The following is an 18,869-nucleotide window of genomic DNA, read 5'->3' on the forward strand; positions in this document are numbered from 1 at the left end:
CGTCAGCGAGGGGACGGTCCACCAGTGTTCGATTCCGTGACGAGCGTCGCACTGCAGAGTGCGCTCGACGGCCTGTCGATGCGACAGAAGGTCATCGCGAACAACATCGCGAACATCAACACGCCGAACTACCACGCCGAGAAGGTCCAGTTCGAGGACGCTCTGGCGAAGTCGATCGTCGACGGGGACGGCGGCACGACCCCGACCGTCGCGCGGAGCCTCGAGCCGACGAACACGAACGGCAACAACGTCAACCTCGACGAAGAGACGCTCTCGAACATCGACACCGTGCTCCGGTACCAGTTCGCCACGCAGGCGATGAACTCCGAGCTCACCAGTGTCCGTGCGGCGATGCGGACCACCTCGTGACCACGTTCGACGCGATCGGCATCGCGAGCACCGGCATGACGGTGCACCGCAAGTGGCTCGACGCCGTGTCGGACAACATCGCGAACGTCAACACGGTGAAGTCGATGGACGACTCCGCCTTCCAGGCCCGCTACGTCGAGGTCCAGGAGGGCAACGGCGTCTCCGGCGCCTACGTCAAGGGCGCCGCGTTCGGCAGCGCCGCCGGCCGGGTCACGTACGACCCGGACAACCCGCTCGCGAACGCGGAGGGCTACGTCCGCATGCCGGACATCGACCTCGGCACGCAGATGGCGGACCTCATCATGGCCCAGCGGGGCTACCAGGCGAACGCCGCCGTGGTCGACCGCGCGAAGACCGCCTACGAGGCGGCCCTGCAGATCGGGAAGAACTGATGCCCATCGACGCCGTGAACGGTGTGACCACCAACGCGATGACGAACGCGATGACGAGCCTGAGCGGCACGTCCAGCGACGTCGGCACGAGCGCGACGAGCGGAGTCGCGTCCGCCGGCGCGACGTCCGACGGCAGCGGGTTCGCCGCCAGCCTCGGCAACGCGGTCGACGGGCTCCAGCAGCTGCAGAGCGACTCGAAGACCCTCGCGCTCAAGGCCGTCACCGGCAACCTCGACGACATCCACGACGCGACCATCGCCGCCACCCGCGCCCAGGTCACGCTCGAGCTCGTCTCCGCCGTCCGCAACAAGGGTGTCGACGCCTTCAACGAGATCATGAGGATGCAGGCCTGATGCCCGTCGCCGTCAAGGACCTCTTCGGTCGTCTCGCCGCCTACGTCAAGGGCTTCAGCGCCGCCCAGCGGACCATCGCGATCCTCGTCATCGCCGCGCTCGTGCTCGGCGGCATCGCGCTCGCGAGCTGGCTCGGCAAGGCGTCCTACGCCCCGCTGTTCACCGGACTGGCGGCGGCCGACGCGGCGAGCGTCACGGACCAGCTCACCACCGACGGTGTGCCGTTCCAGCTCACCGACGGCGGCGCCACGATCCTCGTCCCGCAGGGGTCGGTGTACTCGGAGCGGCTCAAGGCCGCGTCGAACGGGCTGCCCGCATCGAACGAGGGCGGCTACTCGCTGCTCGACAAGATGGGCGTGACGAGCTCCGAGTTCCAGCAGGACGTCACGTACAAGCGCGCGATGGAGGGCGAGCTCGCGAAGACCATCGGCGCGATGGACGGCGTGCAGACCGCCACCGTGCAGCTCGCGATCCCCGAGAAGACCGTGTTCGTCTCCGAGGAGAAGGACCCGACCGCGTCGGTGTTCATCGCCACGAAGAACGGCAGCGAGCTGAGCACCGACCAGGTCCAGGCGATCGTGCACCTGACGAGCGCCGCCGTCGAGGGCATGCAGCCGACCGACGTCTCCGTCGTCGACGCGAAGGGCCAGACGCTCTCCGCCGTCGGCACCGGCGCGACCGGCAGCGGGGCGGACCAGGCGGCCGACTACGACGCCTCGACGAGCAAGAAGATCCAGGACCTGCTCGACACGACCCTCGGCACCGGGAACGCCAGCGTCGTGGTGTCCGCCACGATGAACCAGAACTCGGGCACCCGCACGTCGGAGTCCTACACGACGCCGACGACCGGCCCGGTCGCGCTCAACGAGTCGTCCACCACCGAGCAGTACGGCGCGGGGTCCGGTGCCGGCGGTACCGGGGCGACCGGCGTCCTCGGCCCGGACAACATCGCCGTGCCGAACGGCACCGCCACGAGCGGCGCCGACGACGGGTACAAGAACGAGTCCGCGACGAAGAACAACGCCGTCGACCACACCACCGAGACCACGCAGCTGCCGGCCGGGGGGCTCTCCCGCCAGACGATCTCGGTCGCGCTGAACTCCAAGGCCGCCGCGGTGCAGAACGCGAACCTGCAGAGCATCAACGACCTCGTGGCCGCGGCCGCCGGTGTCGACCAGACCCGCGGCGACCAGGTCCGCGTGGCGATGATGGACTTCGACACCAGCGCCGCCGACAAGGCGACGAAGGCGCTCGAGGCCCAGCAGAAGGCCGACCAGCAGGAGGCGCTGTGGTCGTCGATCCGCACCGCCGGGATCGTCGTCGGTGCGCTGCTGGCCCTCATCGCGATCATCGTCTTCCTCGCCCGCCGCAGCCGGAAGCAGGAGCGCGAGGCGGTCGACCTCGGCGAGCTCGACGCCTTCTCCGGCGAGACCTTCCAGCTCCCGCTCGCCGTCGACGGCGCCGCGGACCGGAGCACCCTGCAGGCCGGGGACGCCCCGACCGTCGCGCTGCCCACCGTCCCGCACGACGACGCCCCCACCGAGGTCCTCACCACCGAGGAGATCACCGCGGAGCGTCGCCGCCAGGACATCTCCGCCCTCGCCGAGCGGGACCCGAAGCGCACGGCCGAGCTCCTCCGCGGGCTCCTCGACGACCGGGCACCGGTGTGAGCGCCCTCGTGCCGAGCGCCGGCGGGACCGGCGCTGGCGACCGTGCGCTGACCGGTGCGCAGAAGGTCGCGCTCATCCTCATGCAGATGGAGACCGAGCGCGCCGCCGAGGTGATGAAGCAGTTCACCGAGATCGAGGCCGAGGAGATCTCCGCCGAGATCGTCCGGATGCGCCGCGTCGAGGACACCGTCGTCGACAAGACCCTGACCGAGTTCCACCGGATGACGCTGAGCGGCCGCACGCAGAAGCGCGGCGGCAAGGAGACCGCGCTCGGGCTGCTCGAGGCGTCCTTCGGTGCCGAACGCGCCGCCGGCGTCATGGACCGCCTGGCCTCGAACCTCGCCGGGCAGTCGTTCGACTTCCTCGACGACGCCGAGCCCGGCCAGGTCGTCACGCTCCTCGAGGGCGAACTCCCGCAGACCATCGCCCTCGTGCTCGCACACCTGAAGCCGGCCCAGGCCAGCGCCGTGCTCGCCGGGGTGGACGAGCGCGCCCGCACCGACGTCGCCCAGGCGTTCGCGACCATGGGGAGCGCGACCCCGGAAGCCGTCGGGATCGTCGCCGGCGTCCTCCGCCAGCGCGCCGGTGCCGTCGTGTCGCCGCGCGAGAGCGTCGAGGTCGTCGGCGGCATCGCCCCGCTCGTCGACATCATCAACCGTTCCGACGTCGCCACCGAGAAGGCCGTGCTCGACGGGCTCGAGGAGCGCGACCCCGAGCTCGCCGAGGACATCCGCTCCCGGATGCTCACGTTCGAGGACATCGTCAAGCTCGAGTCCCGCGACATCCAGCAGGTCCTGCGCGGGATCGACTCGAAGCTCCTCGCGACCGCCATGAAGGGTGCCGCCGCGCCGGTCGTCGAGACGATCCGGGCGAACGTCTCGGAGCGCAACCGCGAGCTCCTCGACGACGAGCTGCAGGCCATGGGCCCGGTCCGGGTCTCGCAGGTCGAGGAGGCCCGCGCCGAGGTGGTCCGCGGTGTCCGCGAACTCGAGGCGCAGGGCGTCATCACGGTCCACCGCGCCGAGGAGGACGAGCTCGTTGACTGAGTCCGTGGTCCAGCGCGTCGCGTTCCCCGTCATCGGGGACCCGTCCGGGAACGCGCGCGCCGCCAGCGCCGATGTGCGCGGGCACGCCGCCGGGTACGCCGCGGGGCTCCGGCAGGCGCAGGCCGAGACCGACGCGCTCCGTGCCCGGCTCGAGTCCGAGCACGCGGCCCGCACCGCCTCGATGCAGGCCGACACCGCGCGCCGCATCGCGGTCCTCGACGCCGCGACGAACGCGATGCTGTCGCACGTCGCACCGGTCCTCGACCAGGCCGAGCAGTCGGTCGCGGTCGCGGCCGTCGACCTAGCGGAAGCCGTCGTCGGGTACGCGATCCGCGCCTCCCGAACCGCGGACACCTCCGATGACGGACGGGAGGCGCGGGTCGTCCCCGGTGCGCAGGCGACCGTCGAGCGGGCGCTCGCGTCCATCGACCGCACCGTCGCCGTGGCCGTCCGGCTGAGCGTCGCGGACGCCGCGCGCGTCGCCGAGCTCGACCTGCCGGTCCCGGTCGTCGCCGACCCGTCGCTGCACGACGGGGACGCCGTCGTCGACCTGCCCGACGGGCTGCTCGACGCGCGGATCGCCACCGCGCTGGACCGTGCCCGCACGGCGCTGGGGGTGACCCCGTGACCACGACGCTCCTCCGCCCCCGTGGGCTCGACGAGGCACTCCGACAGGCCGCTCCGCAGCGGGTCGGTGTCGTCACGAGCGCGGTCGGACTCGGCCTCACGATCGCCGGACTCGACGCGCACGTCGGCGAGGTCGTCGCCGTCGGTGCCGAGGGTGCGCCGCAGACCCTCGTCGAGGTCGTCGCGACCGACGTCACCGGCGTCCGGTGCATGCCGCTCGGGCGCCTGACCGGTGTGACCGCCGGCACGCCCGCACGGCCGACCGGGCGACCGGTGCTCGTGCCCACCGGTGCGGGACTGTTCGGACGCGTGCTCGACGGACTCGGGCGCCCGATCGACGACCGCGGTCCGCTCGTCGGCGCCGGTGGCGAGCCGGTCGCGTGGGTGCCGCTCGACCACGAGACGCCGAACGCCATGGCCCGGACGCGCATCGACACCCCGATGCAGCTCGGCGTCCGCGTGCTCGACACCCTCACCACGGTCGGACGCGGGCAGCGCATGGGCCTGTTCGCGGGCTCCGGCGTCGGCAAGTCCTCGCTGCTGTCGATGATCGCCCGGGGGAGCGACGCCGCCGTCAACGTCATCGCCCTCGTCGGCGAGCGCGGCCGCGAGGTGCGCGAGTTCCTCGAGGACGACCTCGGTCCGGAGGGCCTCGCCCGCTCGATCGTCGTCGTGTCCACCTCGGACGAGCCGGCGCTCATGCGCCTGCGTGCCGCGTTCGTCGCCACCCGCATCGCCGAGTCCTTCCGCGACGCCGGCCAAGACGTCGTGCTGATGATGGACTCGCTCACCCGCGTCGCGATGGCGCAGCGCGAGATCGGGCTGTCCGTGGGGGAGCCGCCGGCCACCCGGGGCTACCCGCCGTCGACGTTCTCCGTCCTCGCCGGGCTGCTCGAACGCGCCGGGACCGACCGGGTCGGCAGCGTCACGGGGCTGTACACGGTCCTCGTCGACGGCGATGACCACAACGAACCGATCGCCGACGCCGCCCGGAGCATCCTCGACGGGCACGTCGTGCTCGACCGGAAGCTGGCGATCACCGGGCACTTCCCGTCGGTCGACGCGCTCGGCTCGGTGTCGCGCGTGGCCTCGAAGGTCACCACGCCCGGGCAGCGCGGTGCGGCGACGGCCCTGCGGAAGGTCATGGCCGCGCGCAAGGCGGCGCAGGACCTGCTCGACGTCGGGGCGTACCAGCGCGGGACGAACCCCTTGGTGGACGCTGCCGTCGACCACCAGGACGCGATCGACGGCTTCCTGCGGCAGGGCATGGACGAGCGCGCGACCGCGGCTGCGTCGTGGCGCTCCCTCGACGCCCTCGTCGGCACGCTCGGCGCCGGGGGTGGTGCCTGATGGCCCGCCGGTTCCCGCTCGCCGGGCTCCTCCGGCTCCGGCACGCCGAACAGGACCGTGCCGCCGCCGCCCTCGCGACCGCCAACGAGCGGGTGCGCAACGCTGCCGACGCCCGGATCGCGGCACGTCGGAACCTCGCCGACACCGAGGGGTCGCAGCCGATCCAGGACGCCGCGACCTTGAGCGCGGTCGCCGCGGCCCGTGCCGCCACCCGCGGGATGCTCGAGGAGCTCGACGCTGTCGCCCGGACCCGCCGCGCCGACGCCGACCGGGCACAGGACGAGTACAACGCCGCCCGCCGGTCCGCCCTCGGGCTCGAGAAGCTCGAGGTCCAGCACGACGAGCAGCAGGCCGCCAAGGACCTCCGCACCGAACAGAACGCCCTCGACGAGATCGCGGCACGCAGCCGCGCGGAAGGTGGTGCCCGATGAGCGTGGACGCCGTGCTCTCCCGGATCTCCGAGATCCGGACCCAGATCGATGCCCTGCGCAGCGGGACCACCGCGACGGCGGCCACCTCGGCCGCGTCGGGCGCCGCCACGTCGACCGCGTTCGCCGACGCCCTGGCGACCGCGACCGGGAGCGGGACCGGCGCGACCGGTACCGGCACGACCTCGGCCGTGACGCCCGCGGCCGCCGCCACGTCCGTCGACGCCGGCGCCGGGACCCTCGCGACGGGCAGCGGCGCCACGGGTGCCGACGTCGTCGCGGACGCGAAGAAGTACCTCGGCGTGCCGTACGTCTTCGGCGGCACCACCACGAGCGGCATGGACTGCTCGGGGCTGGTGCAGACGGTGTTCAAGGACCTCGGGGTGACCATGCCCCGGGTCGTGCCGGACCAGGCGAAGATGGGCGTCGAGGTGGGGTCCCTCAAGGACGCGCAGCCCGGCGACCTCATCATCCCGAAGGGCGAGGGACACGTCGTCATCTACGTCGGCGACGGCAAGGTCCTGCACGCGCCGCGACCAGGCAAGGACGTCCGGATCGTCGACAACTGGTACAAGGACTCGGACATCGCCACGATCCGACGCATCGTGCCCGCGCAGGCGTCCGCCACGACGGCGACGACCGCGGCCTCGGGTGCGACGGACCTGCAGACGGCGGCGCTGCTGTCCCTCATGAACGCGGGGAGCGCAGCATGAGCCTGACCATCACCACGTCCGCTGCCACCCCGGCACCGGCGCGGGCCGCGTCCTCGTCGGGTGCGCCGGCGTCCGCGGACTCGTTCGGCGCCGCGATGGCCGCCGCGGGGAACACGGGAGCCACCGGGTCCTCCACGTCCGCTGCCTCGGCTGCCGACGCCCGGGACCGACGCACGCCGACGGGGCCGTCCCTCGACCGCTGCACCCCGGCGCCCGGAGCGGACCGCGGTGCGCCGCCCGCGGCCTCGGCCTCTGCCTCGGTAGGACGGGACCGCCGCTCGGCGACGGAAGCGACGACGACGGACGGCACGACGGACCGTGCGACCCGTGCCGCCGCGGCTCGCTCCGCCGACGACACCGCCGCCGACGGCACCTCCAGCGACGGCGCCTCCACCGGTCCCGCCGCCACGGGAACCGCGCCGACCGTCGACACCGCGTCGATCGTCGCTGCCCTGGTCCAGCCGGTCCCCGCCGCGCCGACCACCGCCGCCCCGTCGGAGGCGACAGCGCAGCCGCTCACGACCGCGCCCGCAGGAGCCGGCTCGTCCGTGGCGTCGCTCGACGCACCCGTGCCGGGCAGCGGGGCGACCCCGATGCCGGACCCCGCCGACCCGACGATGCACGCCGACGCCGCGAGCAGCGCACACCCGACCGCGGCGACCGCTGCCACGAGCCCTGCGGCCGGGTCGCTCGGCGGCACCGCAGCGACGGCCGCCGCCGGAGCCCCGGCCGGGACGACAGCTGCCGCGGCGACGACCCCGGCCGCCCCGCTCGGTGCGCCCGGTCCGGCCCTCCCGGCGGGACCCTCGCTCCAGGCCGACCGGACGGCAGCAACGCCGGCGTCCGCCGCCCCGGGGACGACGGCCGCACCGACGGCCCCGGCAGCAGCGAGCACGCCGGTCGCCCAGAGCACCCAGGCCAGCCAGAGCGCCCAGAGCACCCGAGTCGCCACGACCGGCACCGGCGCCGACCCCGCCGACGCCGGGCAGCCCGTCGTCGCCACGGCAACGGCCACCGCCACCGTCCCGGCCGCCGGAGCGCCGGGCAGCAGTGCCCAGACCGGCCACGAGGCGGACAGCGGCGCGCCCGACCAGGGCGATCCGCGCCTCCAGGCCGTCACCACGCCGCGCGGCGGCGAGAGCGCCGTCGCGGTCCCGACCACCTCGCCGACGGCGCCCGCCGCGCCGGCCACCCCGACGTCCGGCGCAGCCACCGCGAACGCCCCGGCCCCGCTCGCGCAGCAGCTGGCCCGACCGGTGTTCACGCTCGCACAGGCCGGCCCGGGGGAGCACGTCGTCACCGTCCAGGTGACGCCGGACACGCTCGGCCCGGTCACCGTCCGCGCGCACGTCACCGCGCACGGGATGCACGTCGAGCTCTTCGCCGCCTCCGACGCGGGGCGCGACGCGGTCCGGCAGGTCATGCCGGACCTCCGCCGCGACGCCGTCGGCTCCGGACTGTCGACCACGCTCGACCTGTCCTCGCAGAACCACCCGGACACCCGCTCCGGGCACGACGAACGGCCCGCCCAGACGGGTCCACGCGTCGACACCGGCCAGGAGGCGCGGCGCACCCCGCGCGCACCCGGCACCGCCCACACGCCCACCGTCCGCACCGTCGGACTCGACGTCCTCGCCTGAGCGTCGACCGCCAGCACAGGCAGAACCGAAGGGAACGACCATGCCGATCGACGGCATCACCGGCACCGTGGACCAGGCCGCCCAGGCCGCGGCCCTCGCCGCGAACCAGACCAGCTCGCGGTCGCAGACGATGGACTCCGAGGTGTTCATGAAGCTCCTCGTCACGCAGCTGCAGAACCAGGACCCGTCCTCGCCAATGGACACGAACCAGATGATCAGCCAGCAGACGCAGCTCGCGATGATGGAGCAGATCACCAACCAGACCACGACGGCGAACGAGAGCTTCTCGCTGCAGATGCGGATCGCCGCCGCCAACCTCGTCGGGAAGCAGGTCAGCTACACCGACGCCACGTCCGGCACGTCGATCACGGGGACGGCGACCGCGGTGTCGTACGCCCAGAGCGTGCCGACCGTGACGGTGAACGGGAAGGAGGTCAACCTCGACGTGATCTCCGGCATCAAGACGACCTCCTGACCCCCTCCTCTTCTTCTTCTTCGGTACCTCCACGAAAGGACGCACCATGCTCCGCTCGCTCTACTCCGGGATCTCCGGCCTCCGTTCGCACCAGCAGATGCTGGACGTCACGGGAAACAACATCGCCAACGTCAACACGGTCGGCTTCAAGTCGTCGTCGACGGTCTTCCAGGACACCCTGTCGCAGATGACCCAGGGTGCCGGCGGACCGCAGACCGGCATCGGCGGCACGAACCCCGCCCAGATCGGCCTCGGTGTGCAGGTCGCCGGCGTCTCCACGAACTTCGCGCAGGGCTCCGCCCAGGCCACCGGCAAGGCCACCGACCTGATGATCTCGGGCGACGGCTTCTTCGTCACGCGCCTCGGCAACGACACCGTGTACAGCCGCGCCGGTGCGTTCGACTTCGACGCCGACGGCCGCCTCGTCAGCGCCGACGGGAAGATCGTGCAGGGCTACCCGGCCACGAACGGCGTCGTGAACGAGAACGGCGCCCTGTCGGACATCGTCCTGCCGCTCGACGCCGCCGCGCCCGCCGTCCGCACCTCCACCGCTGGTGTGACCGGCAACCTGCCGTCCGAGACCGCCGTGGGCGCGGTCATCACGCGTGACGCCACCGTCTACGATGCGTCCGGTGCGAAGCACACCATGTCGATCGCCTACGAGCGGACCGCTGCCGGCTGGGACGTCACCGCGACCGACGGCCAGGGCACCCAGGCGACGACGTCGCTCACGTTCGGGACCGACGGCAAGCTCACGGCCGGTGGCACGCTCGCCGTCGGGGGCATCGCCGTCGACATGCGGCAGCTCACGGGTTTCGCCTCGCTCAACACCGCGTCGATCTCGTCGCAGAACGGCCACGAGGCCGGGTCGCTCCAGGGCTACTCGATCTCGAAGGACGGCACGGTCGTCGGGACGTTCTCGAACGGTGCGTCGCTCGCCATCGGTCGGATCGCTCTCGCGACGTTCGCGAACCCGGCCGGCCTCGAGAAGACCGGGGCGTCGGGCTACCGCGCCACGGCCAACTCCGGCAACGCCACGGTCGGCGCTCCGGGGTCGCCCGGTGTCGGGCAGCTCGCGTCGGGCACGCTCGAGATGTCGAACGTCGACCTGTCGCAGGAGTTCACGAACCTCATCGTGGCGCAGCGCGGGTTCCAGGCGAACGCGCGCATCATCACGACCTCGGACGAGGTGCTGCAGGAGCTGACGAACCTGAAGCGGTAAAGATCCGGAAAACCCCCCTGTCTCCGCGTCACGAGCGAGCAGGGGGTGTTTGCCGTATGAGTCCGGAAAACCCCTGTCTCCTGGCCTCGCTCTGGGCCATACTGGCTCCCACTATCGAAGGGGCAGGCGATGGCACGAGTGCGAGTGCACCGCGGCGGCGGCTGGGACGTTGAGGTCGTGCAACGCACCCTCGGCGTCGTCCCGCACGTCGTTCCACCGGTCACGGCTCCCGTGATCACCATCGACGGAATCGTCGAGGACGACGCATCGGCGTGGCTGCGCGAAGTCGACGCGCGCACGGGACTCCGCAAGACCAAGACCGCAATCACCCGCGCCGACAACCTCCGAACATTCCTGCACTACATCACCGCACACAACACGTCACTCCGCGGCGCAACAAACGCGCACATCATTGAATACATCAACACGCGCACGACTGGGCCAAATCGCGTGTCAGGGAACACCATAGCCTCCGACCGCGCGACGATCCGCGGCTTCTACGAATGGCTGCGCGACGAGCGAGGTATTCCTCTGCCAATCACGATTGACGAGCTGCGAACAGCTAACGGTCCGGTGCTCTCAATGCGCGAAGGTCGGGGTATCCCGAAAGCGAGCGCCGCTCAAACGCCGCTCGAACCACCGCAGATCGATGAACTCCTCGCCGCCGCAATCACCCGCAACAACGGCCAGAACTACACCGCTGCCCGCGACGCCGCCTTCATCTCCCTCGGACTCGCTTGTGGCGCACGAGCCGATACGCTCGCCCACCTCCTCACCTACGAACTCCCTCAAGCTCCCTCATCCACACCACGCAACCCCAATCCAGTCGAGGGCGATCTCATTCAGATGCGCCTCCCCGGCGCCGTTTCAAAAACCTCCCGGGAAGTCGTCCTCCCCGCCATCCGTCGACACCTCGACCGAGTGCGCAAATACGTCGATCCGGAGACAGGCGGCCGACGGCTCCAACTCGACAGATGGAAGCCACCCGCAAATCCGATCTGGGTTGCGATCGGCCCCACGGCAAAGTTCCACGGCATCGTCGACACGGACGGCATCCGCAGGAACTTCAACACGATGACCGCCGATGAACGGCGGCGACTCGTCACCAAAACCGGACAACCAGCGATGATCTTCCTGACCGTCCACCGCGGCCGCCCTCTCAGCGAGCGCACGGCCGAAGAGATCGTCGCCGACGTCTCCGCGGAGGCGGAACGCCGCGCTGCGGAGGCCGGAAGCATCTTCCCCCACGTGACGACCCACGACCTTCGCGGAACCTACGCAACGCACCTCGCAGCGCTCTTCTACTTCGGAGTCCCGACCAGTGCTGGACGAGACCTCGACGGCAGACCCCACCGCATTAACATCCAAAGCGCAGTGAAAATGGCATCGATCGGGCTCGGTCACATCGACCAGAACACAACCCAGCTCTACATACAACAAGTCGGACTGATGGCCAGCCGATACACCATCGACGCGTTCCTCGGACGGACGCGACAATGAGAATGGACAACGACCGCACCTACCTCAGTGCGCGCAACACGGACCAACGCGGAGTCAACCCGAACTACATCACGGAAGCCTCGAGAACCACAGGCGGAGATCTTCGGCTCGCTGTCAGCGGCGCTCGGTATCCAGTCTTCATTCGTCAGCTTCGATCCACGGAGGCGGGAGACCAGCTCACTGAGCACCTTTTGAGTTCGATACATCTGCGGGGTGGCACATGGACCTCAGCCACCACCGTGAAGACGGTGGCAAGTGGGGCGCGTCAGTTCCTGGTGGAACTCGAGCGCGTTGCTGGATGTACTCGTCTGGACGACGAGTTGCTGACAGAAGTGAATCTGTGGGATGCGATCGTCCGTGCCGCTGGCAATGCAAGCAAGCGCCGAAACCTAAGACGCTGTGTATGCGGCGCTTTGGAACGGTGGCATCCTGACGGAGCAGTATTGTCGGAAGCGCTCTTCGCCTATACGATCCCCGTAACAAAACCGTCTGTGGTCGGCTACGCGCCGGACATCATGGACGTCATCGAAACGTTAATGAAGGAACGAGTCTTCGCATGGTTCTTGCGGTATCAAGAAGCCGTGGAACGCGCTTACGGGACGCTGCCAAAGGACTGGCTCCAGCTCGAACCGACCGTCCTCGCTCCCCAGAAGGAAGCGCTTCCGAAAGAATTCGAAGTACACGACGACGACCTCGTTCCGGCAATGATACTGCTCGCCGTCCTCGACAATCTCGGCCCAAACCTGAGCGTCATTCGTTCGTTCACATGCGACTCTGCCGAGCAATCGAGCGAAACAGCCGGATACGCAACCGGCGTCAAGGCCCGCAACGGCCAAGTCATTCGTACACCGGCGCCAGCCGGGGGACTCTTCAGCTTCGTCGGACTGCTCAATTTTGTCACAGCCGCCACAAACGTCGACCGCGCGTTCCGTCAACACTCGTTTGACTTCGACCGCCTGCTCTTCATCCCAACCGGTGCCAATGAAGTGCTTAGCGAGAAACATATTCGCAAATGGTGGTTCTCGCACGTCGGAGCAAGTTCTGATCGCGGCGGCCTTCCTGGCTCGATCAGCTTCCGTAAGCTACGGAAAGGGGCCGCAAACCGCGGGAGAAGCTCGGGACAGCGAATCAGCGGGCAAAGCGAAGAGATGTCCCGAATCTACCTCGCGGACGCCGTTCCCGACGTCATCAGAGTGCCCCTCCTTCTCGCCACGCAGGACAACGTCGCGCAACATTGGCGAGACCGTACGTCACTGACCTTGGAGGACGTTCCGAACGAGAGTGAGCTTGACCAACACGAGCGCGACGCGAAGGCCGCGATCGAGGCAGCAGACGGAATCATGGACGTCGGCGTCGCAGCATGCATCACTAACGGGCAATCCCCAACAAATCCCGCGCTCCCTTGCGGTCTAGGGCCGATCGCGTGCTTCACCTGCCCGAAAGGCTACCGCACGCCTGAAGTCATCCCGGGTCTGGTCGCGGCCGTCGAGTTCAGCGCAAACATCAGAAAGTACGAACCAGCCGAATGGCTCGACGGTGACGCGCCGCTCTTGAATGCATTCGCGACCCGCAGCCTCGAACAGTTTCCGAAGTCGCTCGTCGACGCAGCGCCCGATACCGCCGTCGACAACGGTCGCACGCTAGTTGCCTGCGCCTACTATGAAACGAGGATTCGTGAATAAGACTCCAGCGGTTCCGACAATCCCCGTTCAAGGAGCGCGGCCACGGCTCAGCCCCGGGACCGATGTGCGCGCGCTCATCCCGCGAGGTGTGCAGATTCGCACTCCCATCTGGTACGGCGATGACATCTGGGACATCCAAGGCTACCCACTCGTGAACCAGAGCGTGAGGAACATCGAGTTCGCTGACATCCCGGTGCGCTGGCGGCACGTCGTCAAGGACTGGATCCTCCTCCGCCTCAACCCGACGCTCGCAAGAACCGGCGCCAGTGGCCTCGACACCTCGGCCCCCAACGCTCTCGCCCTTGCCGCTGCCGCGCCCGTTTCGATGATGACCGCGGTCGCCTACGCTCTTACATTCAAGGTCACCCTGCCCATCATCGATGCCCACGGCACGGTATTGACCGCAGCTGGGTGGCGGTCCGTGGCGCAGGCCATCGAGGACCGTAGCCCCGGCAACGCGCCGCTAACGAGCGCAACGTACGCACTGCAGTTGCCGGCGCTATGGAAGGCTCGACACGTGCTCGGGGCGCCGGAAATGTTCGGCGGCCGCCCATTCGGCGGCGAAAGCGTGATGAAGGTCTTCAAAGTGCCAGAGCGCGGCCCGAACACTGAGCGACCCAACCCGGAGATTTGCGGCGCAGTCCTCGGCCTGAGTCTCTGGATCATGGACCACTGCGCGGAGGACATCCTGACGCGCCGCGAACATCTTGCCCAGGTGCCCGACAGAACACACCTGAGCCGACCCGAGCAACTCGCGGTGGTCATGGACGACCTGCGACGGTGGCGGGAGACCGGTCGTGCCCTCCCGGCAACGGTCGGACTGCGCGGAGATACAGTCGATCCCGCTCCCTCCTGGGCCACCTTCGTCAAAATGGCAGGCTGCTCAAACAAGGTGCTCAAAAACCCGGTCGGCCCTGCGGTAGCTGTCTGGGCAGACCTGCGACGTGAGCGAGGCGTGTCGGTAACGGAGGACGGATTCGACCTGCCGATACAGCCCGTTCCAGCGCTCGACGGATCACTTCGTCCGTGGACCGACGGGCTGATCGCGACCCGCTACGGAAACGGGCTGGACTATTGGACATCTCTGCTTGCGTTCGCATGCGCCTACGTCGTAGCGCTGCTCACAACCGTACGGGACCGAGAGTTCGCGGCACTGCCCGATGACTGCATCCGCGCCGGAAGCTACGAACGAGGCGACACCGATGTTCCTGTGACGCGAATGCGCGGTTTCCTAGTCAAGAACGTGCCAGAGCCGCGCCCCGCCACCTGGGTCGTCAGCGAGGACGTCGTCCGCGCCGTTCAGATCATCAAGCGCCTGAAGAAAGCGTTGCACCTCGCGCCAAGAGTGCACCCGACCACCGGTGAGGAAATCCTCTTCCACCCTGGTCTGGGACTCGGTAAGGTCACCAAGACGGATTCGATGGTGCTTCAGTTCGAGTGGCTTCGTCGCTTCGAACGTGCCGGGGAGATCCTTTCCGATCGCGGCTTGATCGCTGCACTCCCTGAACTGCCAACGTGGCTGTCCCATCGAACAATCAGGATCACTGGAGTGCAGTGTTATGCGTCCCAGCCATGGGGCGACGCACTCGCAGCAGCCCAGGGGCATTGGTCCAGCCGGAAGGTGGCAGAGGGCTACTACGGCCACCTTCCAAACAGTGTCTACATCGCGGACCCAGAGTCCGTCGAAGAAGTTCGGCAGGTCGTCCTAGGTCAGACGCTCGTCGACGTCGCCGCCGACATCACGGAGCTTGGGTTGAGCGACGCGATAGGCGGCCGAGGTGCCCAACGGCTGGACGACACGCTCATCCGTTCGGACGCCTACAAACTCATCAACGAGCCTGTGACGGGAAAGCAGCTCGTCAAGCTCGCCAAGGGCAACAAGAACGTCGTTGCCGGCACGTTCACCATCTGCGTATTTGGCCCCGGCGGACTGTGCGGCGGCGTGACGGAAGCAAACTTCCGGCTCTGTCGACCGGGAGCCTGCAAGAATTCAGCCATGACGAAAGGGCAACGAGCCCGGCAGGAACTCGCACGGAGGGAGCACATCGGCCGTGAAGGCATCTTCGAACGCGCCCGAAAGAAAATCGAGGCAGACATGCCACAACTCAAGCCAGAGTTCGAGTCCTTTACGGATCCCGAGCTGATCGAGCTGATCCTCACAGAGCTGCCGGGAAGCTACGCGGCGGCGGCGCGGCGGCAGGTGGTCGCATGACGACGCACCGGGAGCTGGCCGCGATCCTCGCCACAGTCATGAGCGGCAGCGAACCCCTGCCAGTACCACTGCAAGCCGTCATCGCGGGAACACTGCTCTCAGGCAACGGCGAGCCTGTGAGCAAGGCTGGCATGGCGCGAATCGGCAAGTATTCACACGGAAGTGCGCACAAGCACTACAACGAGTTACTCGTCGCACTCCAACATCGGATCCCGCTCGAGGTCAGCCGAATGAACGACGACGACCGAGATCCGATCACCGTCACTCGTCTACGCGCTGAGCTCACTGAGCGCGACGCGACGATAGAAGCACTCCGAGAACAGATATCGACGGCGAGCGAGAACCTAGAGAACGTACGGCGCTACGCGCTGGCACTGCACCAGCATGTGCATGACCTCGAGGCCCAGGCCGCGTCTACGGAAGGTAGGCAGGTGCGGCCGCTTCGTATCCTCGAGTAACCTGCCGAGCTCGTCCCACGGTTCGGGCCCGAGTCGACTACTGTCAACGATCGACGACTACCTCGTCCGTTGCGTCCGGGGCGTCGAGGGCCTCGACCAGGTCGCCGAAGCGCAGCCCAAGTCCTTGTGCCAGCTTCCACCATGCCGTCAGCGACCCCGTCCGCTCGCCGGAAGCGAGATACTGCACGCTTCGCCGTTGCAGGCCAGACCGCGCCGCTAGCTCATCCCAGCTCAGACCTGCCTCGTGCCGAGCTTGCTGCACCGCGAGGCGAAGTGCCGGGAGGTTCGGCTCGCTGCGATCTGGCACCATTCGACGCTGTCGTGAAAACTGCCAGAGCGCAGTGAACAAATGTTCGCTATCTTGTCGAGCATGGCAATACGTGCTGCAAACAGGGCGAGCGCCGCATCGATGCGTCGGTACGACGCTCCAGGCACGCCACCGGAGGTCGTGCACACCGCAGGTTCGCGGTGGAGCGCTTGTGCACTGCCGGCACGCATCGCAGGGCTCGGCGGCGCTCAGGATCCCGCACGATTCGTTGACGTCGGCAATGTGCCTCACCCGAACACGCTAACGAGGAGGCCTCTGCGCCGCCGTGTCGGCCTGGTCGTCTTCGCGGGCGCCTTATGACGAGGGGAGGTACCGCGGACGAGCCTCCTGTGCGGTACGTCGACGCGACGGATTTCGGCGCTCATCCAGTCGAGTGGGTGCTTCTCGTGCATGGCCACGGGCATGTGGTGCTGACCGTGGAGGGTCTGCCCGTAGCTCGGGTCGAGCCGCTTCCCGGGGCAGCTCGACTTCCGCAGGTTAAGGCGGGGGAGCGGCTGTGACGCCGGGCGCAGACGGCGGTTCAAGGACCCGGCTGGTGAGGCTACCGATCTCGTTCATGCGCGAATCACCGCCCCCGGACCTCCGAGCGCTTTACGCCGAAGTTCAGGAAGGCCAAGCGGTCATCGGGGGTCTGAAGATGGGCATCGGCGCCCTCCCGGTCACGCGATGGGACCCGTCCTACGCTGCCGCCGGTTGGACGCTTTACGGTGCCGAGCTGACCCTCGACCAGGGTCATCCCTTCGGGTCGATGTTCTACCGCAACGACGACGATGGTCGGGTGCTGCGCGTCGGGGTGACGTGGCATCCACCGGTGCAGCGGCTCGAGTTCCCCGCGCTCCACCCGTCGAAGCCGGAGCTGACCTCCGATTGCACCGCTGAGGAGGTCGCTGCGGTGGTGTTGGATGCGCGGAGTCGGATCGGGACGCTTGTCGCGGTCAACGCGCAGATCGGGTCGTTCGTCGCCACTGAGGAGTCCGAGAACGCGATCCTCGACGCGTCCGGGCTGGGGCTCGAGCGGCTCTCCGAGGACGACCCACGGTTGGCCGGACGTGGTTCGGACCGGCCGTCGGAGCCGGACGGTGGTGGCGTTGATGGGTGACCGGCAGTGGGTGCAGGACATCCGCCATCACCAGAGGATCTTGTTGTTGCCGTTCGGGCTCGGGTGGACGATTGACATCACTCAGACGCTGGTGGCGTTGGCGGCGGCGGGGATGCCAGCGAAGGTGGAGGCGTTCGACAGGCTCCGGTTCGACGACGGCCGGTCCGGGTTCCTGTCCACCCCGAACCCGACCGCCACGATCAACGACGACGGCACGCCGGCCGAACGTGACGAGGACCTCATCGTCCTGCCCGGCGGGTCCGAAGGTGGTGTCCTGTCGTTGGCGCGCCGGTACCCGGACCTGGTGGTCGTGAACGGGAAACGGCAACGCGTCTGGGCCAACGGCAAGCAGGTCTACGGCTCATCGATGGAGCGCGACGCGACACCGGGATGGCGGAACGTGTTCGCCGTCGCCCGCACCGTCACGATGCACGGCGGCAGCACCGCCGACATCGCAGCGCGAACCGGCCTGTCGGTCAAGCAGGTTTCGGAGGTGCTTCGGACGCTCGGAGATCACGTCGTGTCGACCGAGCGCGGTTGGGAAGCAGCCGATTTGGGCCAGCTCGTGGACTGGACGCTCGCCGCGTACCCGGGGCCGGGCGGGATCCGCACCTCCTGGCGACGCGACGACACCATCGACGACCAAGCAGACCAGCTCATCGGTCTCGGTGGATTGATGTCGGACCGGTGGGCGGCGCAGCAAACCGGCGTCTTCGTCCCACCAAACCGACTGACAGCGTTCTTCGCCCAGCACCCCGACATGCAGGCAGTCGGCTACAAGCCCGCCACCGCGAACGACATCACGGTGACGGTCGTCATCCCGCAAGACACCACGATCCTCACCGCCGAGGGGTGCTGCACGGATGACTTCATCACCGCGCATGTCATCTATGCCGACAGCTACGACGACGCGAATACGGACGCGGTGAACGGGCTGCGGCAGTTGCTGCGCTTCCGATCCGACCTCGCCCACGACCTCCGCTGGCACCCCGACAGCGGCGACGAGGACGGAACGGGCTGATGTTGCAGCTGCTGTCGCTGACGTTGGCGTTCGACGACACCCGGTTCTTCGGATCCGTGATGTTCACCGACACCGACCACCCCGATCAAGCACCGACAACCGTCCTCATCGACCACACCGACGAACCGCCTTGGTTTCGGCTTATCAGCGTCGACCCAGACGAGCAAGATCCGTCGCCCCCGGCGATGGTCGAGGCGCACCGGATCATGCGGTTCATCCTCCGCTACGCACCCGATCGCATCGGTCGCACCCCCGCCGACTTCCCGCAACCCTGACGGCCCCGC

At 68.7% G+C, this 18,869-nt stretch carries 20 protein-coding genes; 19 read left to right on the plus strand and 1 reads right to left on the minus strand.

The window, feature by feature from the left end:
- The first annotated feature begins 24 nt into the window (after positions 1–24).
- The 16 genes from J2X60_RS10735 (at position 25) to J2X60_RS10810 (ending at position 16,137) form a co-directional block, all read left to right on the plus strand.
- Positions 25–369 (plus strand): flagellar basal body protein, encoded by a 345-nt coding sequence (locus tag J2X60_RS10735; RefSeq protein ID WP_070418831.1) that lies wholly within the window; start codon positions 25–27, stop codon positions 367–369.
- Positions 366–761 (plus strand): flagellar basal body rod protein FlgC, encoded by a 396-nt coding sequence (locus J2X60_RS10740; protein WP_070418832.1) that lies wholly within the window; start codon positions 366–368, stop codon positions 759–761. The genes J2X60_RS10735 and J2X60_RS10740 overlap by 4 nt, the downstream gene beginning before the upstream one ends.
- Positions 761–1,114, plus strand: a complete 354-nt coding sequence (gene fliE, locus J2X60_RS10745) for a flagellar hook-basal body complex protein FliE (protein WP_309887352.1) — start codon at positions 761–763, stop codon at positions 1,112–1,114. Before J2X60_RS10740 ends, fliE begins: the two co-directional genes overlap by 1 nt.
- Positions 1,114–2,784: a flagellar basal-body MS-ring/collar protein FliF gene (gene fliF, locus J2X60_RS10750; protein ID WP_309887353.1), complete on the plus strand. Its 1,671-nt coding sequence runs from the start codon at positions 1,114–1,116 to the stop codon at positions 2,782–2,784. Before fliE ends, fliF begins: the two co-directional genes overlap by 1 nt.
- A complete protein-coding gene (gene fliG / locus J2X60_RS10755; protein WP_309779471.1) occupies positions 2,781–3,830 on the plus strand; it encodes a flagellar motor switch protein FliG in 1,050 nt (349 codons plus the stop codon). The genes fliF and fliG overlap by 4 nt, the downstream gene beginning before the upstream one ends.
- Positions 3,823–4,458, plus strand: coding sequence for a hypothetical protein (locus J2X60_RS10760; RefSeq protein ID WP_309887354.1), 636 nt, complete (start codon positions 3,823–3,825; stop codon positions 4,456–4,458). The genes fliG and J2X60_RS10760 overlap by 8 nt, the downstream gene beginning before the upstream one ends.
- A complete protein-coding gene (locus J2X60_RS10765) occupies positions 4,455–5,807 on the plus strand; it encodes a FliI/YscN family ATPase (protein WP_309887355.1) in 1,353 nt (450 codons plus the stop codon). Before J2X60_RS10760 ends, J2X60_RS10765 begins: the two co-directional genes overlap by 4 nt.
- Entirely contained in the window at positions 5,807–6,238 is a 432-nt protein-coding gene (locus tag J2X60_RS10770) for a flagellar export protein FliJ (protein WP_309887356.1), read from the plus strand. The genes J2X60_RS10765 and J2X60_RS10770 overlap by 1 nt, the downstream gene beginning before the upstream one ends.
- On the plus strand, positions 6,235–6,948 hold the full coding sequence (locus J2X60_RS10775) for a C40 family peptidase (protein WP_083403302.1): 714 nt from the start codon (positions 6,235–6,237) through the stop codon (positions 6,946–6,948). The genes J2X60_RS10770 and J2X60_RS10775 overlap by 4 nt, the downstream gene beginning before the upstream one ends.
- Positions 6,945–8,588, plus strand: coding sequence for a flagellar hook-length control protein FliK (locus J2X60_RS10780; RefSeq protein WP_309887357.1), 1,644 nt, complete (start codon positions 6,945–6,947; stop codon positions 8,586–8,588). Before J2X60_RS10775 ends, J2X60_RS10780 begins: the two co-directional genes overlap by 4 nt.
- Before the next feature lie 40 nt (positions 8,589–8,628).
- Entirely contained in the window at positions 8,629–9,063 is a 435-nt protein-coding gene (locus J2X60_RS10785) for a flagellar hook capping FlgD N-terminal domain-containing protein (RefSeq protein ID WP_309887358.1), read from the plus strand.
- A 46-nt stretch (positions 9,064–9,109) separates the two neighbouring features.
- Complete coding sequence (locus J2X60_RS10790) at positions 9,110–10,285, plus strand: flagellar hook protein FlgE (RefSeq protein ID WP_070418840.1); 1,176 nt, start codon at positions 9,110–9,112, stop codon at positions 10,283–10,285.
- A 129-nt stretch (positions 10,286–10,414) separates the two neighbouring features.
- A complete protein-coding gene (locus tag J2X60_RS10795; RefSeq protein WP_309887359.1) occupies positions 10,415–11,785 on the plus strand; it encodes a site-specific integrase in 1,371 nt (456 codons plus the stop codon).
- Between the two features lie 2 nt (positions 11,786–11,787).
- Positions 11,788–13,467 carry a hypothetical protein gene (locus tag J2X60_RS10800; RefSeq protein ID WP_309887360.1) on the plus strand — a complete coding sequence of 560 codons (1,680 nt, stop codon included), beginning with the start codon at positions 11,788–11,790 and terminating at the stop codon, positions 13,465–13,467.
- Positions 13,468–13,555: 88 nt separating this feature from the next.
- Complete coding sequence (locus tag J2X60_RS10805) at positions 13,556–15,679, plus strand: hypothetical protein (protein WP_309887361.1); 2,124 nt, start codon at positions 13,556–13,558, stop codon at positions 15,677–15,679.
- Complete coding sequence (locus J2X60_RS10810) at positions 15,676–16,137, plus strand: hypothetical protein (RefSeq protein ID WP_309887362.1); 462 nt, start codon at positions 15,676–15,678, stop codon at positions 16,135–16,137. The genes J2X60_RS10805 and J2X60_RS10810 overlap by 4 nt, the downstream gene beginning before the upstream one ends.
- 43 nt (positions 16,138–16,180) lie before the next feature.
- On the opposite strand, the gene J2X60_RS19050 is transcribed toward J2X60_RS10810, so the two are convergent.
- Complete coding sequence (locus J2X60_RS19050; RefSeq protein ID WP_396127789.1) at positions 16,181–16,447, minus strand: helix-turn-helix transcriptional regulator; 267 nt, start codon at positions 16,445–16,447, stop codon at positions 16,181–16,183.
- A 514-nt stretch (positions 16,448–16,961) separates the two neighbouring features.
- Between J2X60_RS19050 and J2X60_RS10815 the strand changes: the two genes are divergently transcribed.
- Genes J2X60_RS10815 through J2X60_RS10825 form a run of 3 tightly spaced genes read left to right on the plus strand, consistent with a single transcriptional unit; the run spans position 16,962 to position 18,860 of the window.
- Positions 16,962–17,564 carry a hypothetical protein gene (locus J2X60_RS10815; protein WP_309887363.1) on the plus strand — a complete coding sequence of 201 codons (603 nt, stop codon included), beginning with the start codon at positions 16,962–16,964 and terminating at the stop codon, positions 17,562–17,564.
- The gene (locus J2X60_RS10820) at positions 17,545–18,585 is read left to right on the plus strand and encodes a hypothetical protein (RefSeq protein ID WP_309887364.1); all 1,041 of its coding nucleotides are present in this window, start codon (positions 17,545–17,547) and stop codon (positions 18,583–18,585) included. The genes J2X60_RS10815 and J2X60_RS10820 overlap by 20 nt, the downstream gene beginning before the upstream one ends.
- Positions 18,585–18,860 (plus strand): hypothetical protein, encoded by a 276-nt coding sequence (locus J2X60_RS10825; RefSeq protein ID WP_309887365.1) that lies wholly within the window; start codon positions 18,585–18,587, stop codon positions 18,858–18,860. Before J2X60_RS10820 ends, J2X60_RS10825 begins: the two co-directional genes overlap by 1 nt.
- Positions 18,861–18,869: the final 9 nt, after the last annotated feature.

The sequence above is a fragment of the Curtobacterium sp. 320 genome, from assembly GCF_031455235.1.
In the GTDB taxonomy this organism is placed as follows: Bacteria; Actinomycetota; Actinomycetes; order Actinomycetales; family Microbacteriaceae; genus Curtobacterium.